Annotated in this window: 8 protein-coding genes; 1 reads left to right on the top strand and 7 read right to left on the bottom strand. The window is 67.0% G+C overall.

Annotated elements, in window-relative coordinates; genetic code table 11:
* The 4 genes from AC3XYG_RS37115 to AC3XYG_RS37100 form a co-directional block, all read right to left on the bottom strand.
* Positions 1-624 (bottom strand): carbohydrate ABC transporter permease (locus AC3XYG_RS37115; RefSeq protein ID WP_489144921.1); only part of this gene is annotated, 624 nt, incomplete at its 3' end.
* Positions 621-1727 carry an enolase C-terminal domain-like protein gene (locus tag AC3XYG_RS37110; protein ID WP_489144920.1) on the bottom strand — a complete coding sequence of 369 codons (1107 nt, stop codon included), beginning with the start codon at positions 1725-1727 and terminating at the stop codon, positions 621-623. The genes AC3XYG_RS37110 and AC3XYG_RS37115, both read right to left, overlap by 4 nt.
* A 69-nt stretch (positions 1728-1796) precedes the next feature.
* Complete coding sequence (locus tag AC3XYG_RS37105; protein WP_489144919.1) at positions 1797-3041, bottom strand: ABC transporter substrate-binding protein; 1245 nt, start codon at positions 3039-3041, stop codon at positions 1797-1799.
* Positions 3042-3076: 35 nt separating this feature from the next.
* Positions 3077-4216, bottom strand: coding sequence for a mandelate racemase/muconate lactonizing enzyme family protein (locus AC3XYG_RS37100; RefSeq protein ID WP_489144918.1), 1140 nt, complete (start codon positions 4214-4216; stop codon positions 3077-3079).
* Positions 4217-4310: 94 nt separating this feature from the next.
* Here AC3XYG_RS37100 and AC3XYG_RS37095 point away from each other — a divergent pair, with 94 nt between their 5' ends.
* Positions 4311-5018, top strand: a complete 708-nt coding sequence (locus tag AC3XYG_RS37095; RefSeq protein ID WP_489144917.1) for a GntR family transcriptional regulator — start codon at positions 4311-4313, stop codon at positions 5016-5018.
* 47 nt (positions 5019-5065) lie between these two features.
* Here AC3XYG_RS37095 and arfA read toward each other — a convergent pair whose 3' ends face one another.
* The 3 genes from arfA to AC3XYG_RS37080 all read right to left on the bottom strand — a co-directional run.
* Positions 5066-6616 carry an arabinosylfuranosidase ArfA gene (gene arfA / locus AC3XYG_RS37090; RefSeq protein ID WP_489144916.1) on the bottom strand — a complete coding sequence of 517 codons (1551 nt, stop codon included), beginning with the start codon at positions 6614-6616 and terminating at the stop codon, positions 5066-5068.
* A gap of 33 nt (positions 6617-6649) precedes the next feature.
* Entirely contained in the window at positions 6650-7495 is an 846-nt protein-coding gene (locus tag AC3XYG_RS37085) for an ABC transporter ATP-binding protein (RefSeq protein WP_489144915.1), read from the bottom strand.
* Positions 7492-8029, bottom strand: a 538-nt coding sequence (locus tag AC3XYG_RS37080; RefSeq protein WP_489144914.1) for an ABC transporter ATP-binding protein, incomplete at its 5' end; no start/stop codon positions are given. The genes AC3XYG_RS37085 and AC3XYG_RS37080, both read right to left, overlap by 4 nt.

The following is an 8029-nucleotide window of genomic DNA, read 5'->3' as shown; positions in this document are numbered from 1 at the left end:
CTCCGGCACGCCCTTGAGTGCTGCCAGCAGGAGCAGCGTGAAGAACGGGAACCCGTGCCAGGCCTCCACCGCCACCGCGGAAATCAGCGCAGTGGATGGATCGGCGAACCAGGCCTTGTAGCCGCCGAGGATGCCGACCCTCACCAGGAGGTCGTTGATCACGCCGAGCCTGGGATCCAGCATCAGCGCCCACATGGTGCCGGCGACGACGTTGGGCAGGAACCAGGGCAGCAGCACCAGGATCCCGAGCACGCGGAAGCCAGGCAGGCTGGTGTTCAGCACGAGCGCCGTCAGGAGCCCGAGCAGAAGCTCGCCGGCTGCCGCCCCCGCGACCCACACGATGGTGTTCTTCAGTGACAGCCAGAAGACCGGGTCATTGGCCAGCGCGAGATAGTGCTTGAGGCCGACGAAGCCGGTTCCGAGATCGACCCGGTTCAGCCGCATCTCACGGACGCTGAGCACCATGCCCCACAGCGTCGGATACAGCACGACCGCCAGGATCAGCACCAGGCTCGGAAGCAGCAGGTAGTAGGCCCAGCGCCGGCTCTCCGACAGGCGGCCGAGAGGGCCGAGCCGGCGGGCCGGCGCAGGGGCTTGCGCCGAGGGCAGGCCCAGCGCCGTCATGCCCGCGCCACGGCCGTGCCCTCGATCCGCTCCCAGTCGAAGTCGAAGCCGATGCCCGGTCGATCCGAGACCGTGAGCACGCCGCGCTCGATCGACAGGGGCCCGAGACGGCCCAGGCCCGCGATCTGCTCGCTCGATATGACCAGCTGCTCGTAATAGTCGTTGTTGCGGATGGCGGCGCAGAGCTGGGCATTGGCCAGGCCCATCCCATGCACCTGGGCGCGCATGCCGTGTGCCTCCGCCAGATGCGCGATCTTGACCGCGCCGGTCAGGCCGCCTTTGTAGAAGGTGCTGGTCCGCGCCATGTCGAGGGCGCCGGCCTGGATCCAGCTGGCCATGTTCCAGTGGCAGCCGTCCGAAGTCTCCGCCGCCAGGACCGGGATATCGAGCGCGTCGCAAAGCTTGCAATACGAACCCAGTTCGAACTCCCGCATCGGCTCCTCGTACCAGAGGAAGCCTTCGGCCTCGAGCACCCGGCCGAACCGCAAGGCGGTGACGTAGTCCCAGCCGGCAGAGCCGTCGAACATCAGATCCGCGTCAGGCCCGGCCCAGCGCCGGAGGTTGCGGGACAGTATCGCATCCTCCTTCGCATCGCCCCAGGCGTGCAGCTTGAAGGCGGTAAAGCCCGCGTCGATGCACTCCTTGATGTGCCGCTCATACTCGCCCATCGAGTCCCAGGTAACCGTGGAGGCATAGGCCGGCACCCGGCGGTCATGGCCGCCGAGAAGCTGGTACAGCGGCATTCCGGCGGCCTTGGCTTTGATGTCCCAGGCGAGCAGGTCGACGATGCCGAGATGCGGCATCGCGATCTCCTCGATCCGGTCGATCTCCCAGATCAGCGTCCACAGCTGTTCGGTCAGGAGCGGGTTCTCGCCGACGAGGCGCTTCAGCCGCCGGTCGACGAGGCTCATCGCAGCCCAGGCATTCGCCACCTCGATCGCACCGGAAATGCCGGCATCGGTGTCCATGCGGATCACGGCCTTCAGCGGCTTCCGATCCGCCGGGGTGCCATCGCCGGATCCGGCCAGCCCCTTGCGCCAGCGATAGGGGTGGGCCGGGTGCTCGGTCTCGACCACCCAGCAGCGGATGTCCTCGATACGCATGCCGCGCCTCCCTCGACCGTCGGTTTTTGCGCTGTGCTGTGGGGTGGTCGTCACCCTCCGCCTCAGCCTCTATTGCAGGGCCGCCTCAAGGCCGGCCATCAGGGCATCGACGCAGGCTTCCGGCGTGCTCCGGCCGACCAGGACTTTCTGGAATTCGGGAAGCACGACATTGTCGTCCCATCCCGCGGATCCGATAAAGCTGGGCGGCAGGCGGCCGAACTTCGTGGTCTCGACCGCAGCGCCGTATAGCGGGTTGCCGGTGATGCGGCTGTCCGACGCCGTCTCCGGCGAGGCCGGGAAGTATCCCGTCTGCTCCAGGAACGCGATCGCCGCGTCGGGCTCCGCCCAGAAGGAGAGCCAGGCCCAGGCGGCATCCGCATTGGCGTCCGACATCAGGCCGTTGAACAGATAGGTCAGTCGGGCGATGTGGGCGGCAGGGCCGGCCGGGCGCGCCGCGGTCATGAACTGGCCCGGCTTCATCGCGCCGGAAATCTCCGCCAGCGATCCGGTGTGGTGCCAGACCATGGCGGTCTGGCCCGTCTTGAACGCCTCCATGATCTGCCGGTAGCTGTCATTGGGCGCGCTGGGCGGGCAGACCTTGTGCCGCGTGAACAGCTCCGACAGGAAGGTGATCGCCTCGACGGCCTTGGGCTTGTCGATCGCCGGCTTGCCGTCGACGACGATCGGTGAGCCGAAGCTCTCGATCATGTCGACCACGCACTGGTAGCCGCCGGCCCCACCGCGCAGACTGAAGCCGAAGCGCCCCTTCGCCGGGTCGGTCAACTTGATCGCGGCGTCCTGGAACTCGGCCATGGTCTTCGGAGGCCCGCTGATGCCGGCCTCGTCGAACCAATCCTTCCGGTAGTACACCCAGTCGACGAAGGTGAAGGCCGGGATGCCGTAGATCTTGTCGCCGACGCTCGCCCCGCTCCACCGGTCCTGCGGAAATGCCGCTGCCTTGTCCCAGCCCTTGATCCGATCGGTGATGTCGAGAAGCCCGCCCATCGCCACCATGTCGTTGACCCGCTCGGCGATCACCATCGCCGTGTCGGGCTTCGATCCGGAGACCACCGCCGCGGTGATCTTCGACATGAATTCCGGGTTCGGGATGTTCTCCTGGGTCAGCGAGATCCCGGGATAGCGCTGCTGGAACAGCGCCATCACCGCCTCCAGCCCCTTGAATTCGCTTTCGCTGGTCAGGTGGTGCCAGTAGTTGATGCGGCCTTCCGGCGCCGCATGGGCCAGGCGCGGCGCGAGCGCCAGGACCGGGACGGCCGCGGCCGTTCGCAGCAATGTGCGCCGATCGACGAGCATGACTTGTCCTCCCCTGCTTTGCGTTCTTGGATTGGTCAGGACGAGAGCCGGATCGGCGTCGACGCCGGTGCCGGCGGCAGATCCTCCGGCCGCAGCACCTCCGGTGCCGCACCGGCCCGGGCCTCGGCGGACAGCACGAGGCCATGGCCCGGCCGGTCCGGTGCGAAGGCATAGCCATCGCGCATGGCGATCGGCTCCTCGACCAGATGGTTGTAGTTCTGGAACGAGTATTCCAGCCAATCGGCCTCAGGCAGCGCGGCGGCCAGGTGGACCCCGATCTCCAGCGACGTGTTGCCGAGCGTCACTGGGACGCCGTGCTCCGCCGCCAGCCAGCCCGCCTTCATTACGTCGCCGATATGGCCGTGGACGTTGAGCAGGTCGGCGCCGCGGCCCTCCAGCAGCCGACGCTTGCCGCGCAGGTCGAGATATTCGCCGGAATTGACCAGGACATGCGGCGCGGCCAGGCGGACCTCCCGCAGGCCGTCGATGTCGTCGCGCAGACAGGGATCCTCGACCCAGAGAATGTCGAAGCCCGCACGCCGGAACTGGTCGAGCCGCCTGATCGCTTCCTTCGGCGACCAGGCTTCGTTGGCGTCGATCATGATCGGCCCGTGGCCATCGGCAATCTCGGCCACCAGCGCCAGGCGCCGGAGATCCCATTCGATGTCGGGATGGCCGACCTTGATCTTGAAGCCGCGATAGCCCTGGTCGCGCGCCTGCCGGAACAGGGACGCGTACTCGTCATCGCTCAGGTGGAAATCGAGGCCGCTGGCATAGACCTGTACCTTGGGATCGCTGCCGCCGAGATACCGGTAAAGCGGCAGGTCGGCCTCCTGGGATGCCAAATCCCACAGCGCCTGGGCCACAGCCTCTTCGAAGCCGAGCGACGTCCGGCGGCTGTTGCCGCCGCGGGGCCGGGTGACGCGGTGAATCAGTCCCGCCGGCGCCTGTTCCGACAGGCCGGGCCAGGCCTCTTCGGCGAAGATCCGCTCGATCTCGACCAGCGCCGGCAGTGGATGAAAGAGGCTGTGGAAGAACCCCGTCCCGGTGCGCCCGTCATCGGTGTGCAGCTCGACCACGCCGATATGCGCCTGGGAGATGCGGACCTGGCTGTCCCCGATCACCCGGTCGCGGGCGAATTGGAAGCGGGTCAGGGTGAAATCGGTCAGCCGCATTCCGGGCTCCTCTCCTCGCCGCCTTGTGACGGCTATTGATATATCAATTCGGATAACAGATATTTCTAAGGCCAGCAATTGAATCATCAGGCAAATGAGCAGCACCCTGAGACGGGCTTCGGACGCACACCCGTCAACGCTTCACGCCGAAAGCGCGCCGAACCTCAGCCGCATCGCCTATGAGCGGTTCAAGGAGGCCCTGTTCGAACGCAGGCTGCAGCCCGGCGCCTTCATGTCGCAGGCGGAGCTGGTCGAGATCGTCGGCTCGCCTCTGGGTCCCCTGAGGGAGGCGCTGCAGGTGCTGCAGGCGGAGGGGCTGGTGACGATCCGGGCCCGCGCGGGCATCGAGATCGCCAAGCCGGACCTGGCGCTGGTCCGCAACTCCTATCAGCTGCGCCTCTTCCTCGAGACGCCCGCCATCCGGCACTTCGCCGAGACGGCGCCGCGCGGCCGGATCGAAGACATGATCGCGCAGCATCACGAGGTCGTGGGTTGGGTCGACGGCGCCGATTTCGATCGCGATCTGGCACGCCGGATCGAGGAGGTCGACCGCAGCCTGCATCTCGGCGCGATCGATGCGCTCGACAACCCCCTCCTCCGCAAGGCCTTCCTGCAGACGCAGTATTACATCCGGCTGATCCGGCTGGATCACCACTACGCCTATTCCGCCGCAAAGGTGCGGCGGACGATGGCGGAGCATCTGGAAATCTTCGAGGCCTGCCTGGCCCGAGATCCGGACGCCGCCGAGGCCGCGCTAAGGGCTCACCTGACGCAGGCGATCCAGCGGGCCATGGGGCTTTGATGTCTTAGGGCGCTCGGCGGGGGAACCCGAAGGTTCCCCCGTCATAATCATTCTGCTGTCGCCAGCCGGATCACGTTCCAGGATGCAGGCGCCAGCGTGGCCATGAGCCGACCGCCATCGACACGCACCCCGGCCAGCGGGGTGGGCCTGACCTGGTCCGGCGCTTCCTTGGTGTTGGTGGCGGAAAGGTCGTCGTGGCGCATCTCCATCGCTTCGACGAGTTCGAGGTTGCCGAAGCCGCGCGCATCGATCTGGAACGGCATCGGCTGGTCGAGGTGGCGGTTGAGCACGAACAGCGTGATCGCCTTCCCCGCTTCGTCATGGACGGCGGCGAGCTTGACATAGGGCACGGCGGGCAGCGGGAAGGTCAGATCGGCGGTGCCGCGGGGATCGTAATAGGTGGCGGCATAGGTCGGCGATACCACGTTCGCGCGCAGCACCTGGCCGCGGCCGAAATTGCTGAAATGCGCAAAGGGATGGAAGATCGTCTGCCGCCAGGCCGGGCCGCCGGTTTCCGTCATGATCGGCGCGATGGCGTTCACCAATTGGGCGAGGCAGGCGCTGCGCACGCGGTCGGCGTGGTTGAGGAGCGAGATGCAGGCCCCGCCGAAGGCGAGGGCATCCTTCATGGTGTAGACCTCCTCGAGGATGTTCGGCGCCACCGGCCAGCCGAGCTTGGTGCGGCCCTCGCTCTTGCGGCGCGTGCGGTACCAGACGTTCCATTCGTCGAAGCTCAGCATGATGCGCTTCGACGAGCGCCGCCGGGCCGCCACCGCGTCCGCGATCGCGACCACCTCGTCGATGAAGGAATCCATCAGGTCGGGGCTTGCGAGAAAGGCCGCCGTGTCCCCGGAATAGTCGTTGAGATAGGTGTGCAGCGAGATGAACTCGACATGCTCGAAGGTGTGTTCGAGCACCGTGTCCTCCCACTCGCCGAAGGTCGGCATGGTCCGGGCGGACGAGCCGCAGGCGGCGAGTTCGATCGACGGATCGACCCATTTCATCAGCTTGGCGGCTTCGGTGGCGATGCGGCCGTATTCCACCGCCGTTTTGGTCTCCATCTGCCAGGGACCGTCCATCTCGTTGCCGAGGCACCAGAACTTCACGTCGTGCGGCTCTGGCCAGCCGTGCTCGCGGCGAAGGTCCGAGAGTTCCGTGCCGCCGGGAAAGTTGCAGTATTCGAGGAGCCGGCGCGCGGCGTCGCCATCACGCGTGCCGAGATTGACCGCAAGCATCGGCTCGATGCCGGCCGCGCGGCACCAGTCAATGAACTCGTTGGTGCCGAAGGCGTTGGTCTCGGTCGACATCCAGGCGAGGTCGAGACGCCGCGGGCGCTTCTCGACCGGCCCTACGCCGTCCTCCCAATTGTAGCCGGAGACGAAATTGCCGCCGGGATACCGCATGGTCGTGGGCGCCAGTTCGCGCACGAGGTCGAGCACGTCGGCGCGGAAGCCCTTGGCGTCGGCGCTCGGATGCCCGGGTTCGTAGAGGCCGCCATAGACGCAGCGTCCGAGGTGCTCGACGAAGGCGCCGAACAGGCGACGATCGGTCTCGCCGATGGTGAAGGTGCGATCGATAGTGGCCGTGACGGTCTGCATGAATGGCTCCGAGGAAGAGACGGATGGAATGGGTCAGGCCGCTGGCTGGGGCCTGGGTTCGGCGGGCATCTCGTCCCGCCAGGCGTTGCCGACGGGCAGGACCGCCTGTAGCAATTTGATGGAATAGGGATGGCTCGGCGCATCGAGCACGGCGCGCGCCGGGCCGCTCTCCACGACCTCGCCCTTCTCCATGATGATCAGCCGATCGCTGATGTAGTAGGCGGTGGCGAGGTCGTGGGTGATGTAGACGATCGACACGCCGAACGTGTCGCGCAACGTCCTGAACATGTTGACGATCGTCATGCGCAGCGAGGCGTCGATCATGGAGACGGGCTCGTCTGCCACCACCAGTGCGGGCTCGGGCACGAGCGCCCGGGCGATGGCGACGCGCTGCAATTGGCCGCCCGACATCTCGTGCGGAAAGCGGCCGCGCACCTCGGCGAGCGACAGGCCGACCTTGCGTAGCGCCGCATCCGCCAGCCTCTCGACGTCGGCGCGCGTCCTGGCGCCACAGAAGCGGCGCGCGGCCAGGTAGAGGTAGCGGTCGAGGCGCTTCAGCGGGTTGAAGGCCTCGAACGGGTTCTGGAACACCGGCTGCACCTCGCCCATGAAGGCCAGCCGGTCGCGGCGGCTCGTGATGGTGGCGAGGTCGCGGCCCCGAAACAGGATGGAGCCGCTGCTGGGCGGGACGCTGTTCAGGATCATGCGGGCGAGGGTCGATTTGCCCGAGCCGGACTCCCCGATGATCGTGAAGACCTCCGGGCGCTCGCTCATAAGCGAGAAATCGACACCGGCGACGGCCCGCACGACGTGGCGTCCGAAGAGGCCGCCGGAGGTGTAGGTCTTGCTTGCCTGACGGACTTCGAGAAGGGCGGTCATGAAAGCCTTCGTCCTTCCGCATGCGCCTTGGCGACATGGCACGCGACCCGATGGCCGGGTTCCAGTTCCTCCATCGGCGGCGACGCGTCGCGACACAGGCCGACCGCGGAAGGGCAGCGGGGATGGAAGCGACAGCCTGTCGGCGGATCGGCGAGGCTCGGCGGCGCACCGGGCAGGCCCGTCTTTTTCATGTCGTCGCCGAGCCGCGGCAGGCTCGCGATGAGATGCGCCGTGTAAGGGTGGAGCGGACGCTGGAAGACCTCGCGGGTCGGCCCCTCCTCCACCAGGCGGCCGGCATACATGATGCCCAGCCGGTCCGTGAGGTTGGCATGCACCGCCATGTCGTGGGTGACGAACAGGATCGAGGAGCCCAGCTCGCGCTGGATCTCGCGGATCATCGCCAGCACGTCCTTCTGGACCACGACGTCGAGCGCGGTGGTCGGCTCGTCGGCGATGATGAACTCGGGCCTGCACACTGTAGCCAAAGCGATCGTCAGCCTCTGCCGCATGCCGCCGGAGAGCTGGTGCGGATAG

The sequence above is a fragment of the Inquilinus sp. genome, assembly GCF_057815775.1.
The sequence above is the reverse complement of the archived record's forward strand: the minus strand, read 5'-3'. Positions and strand labels throughout refer to the sequence as shown.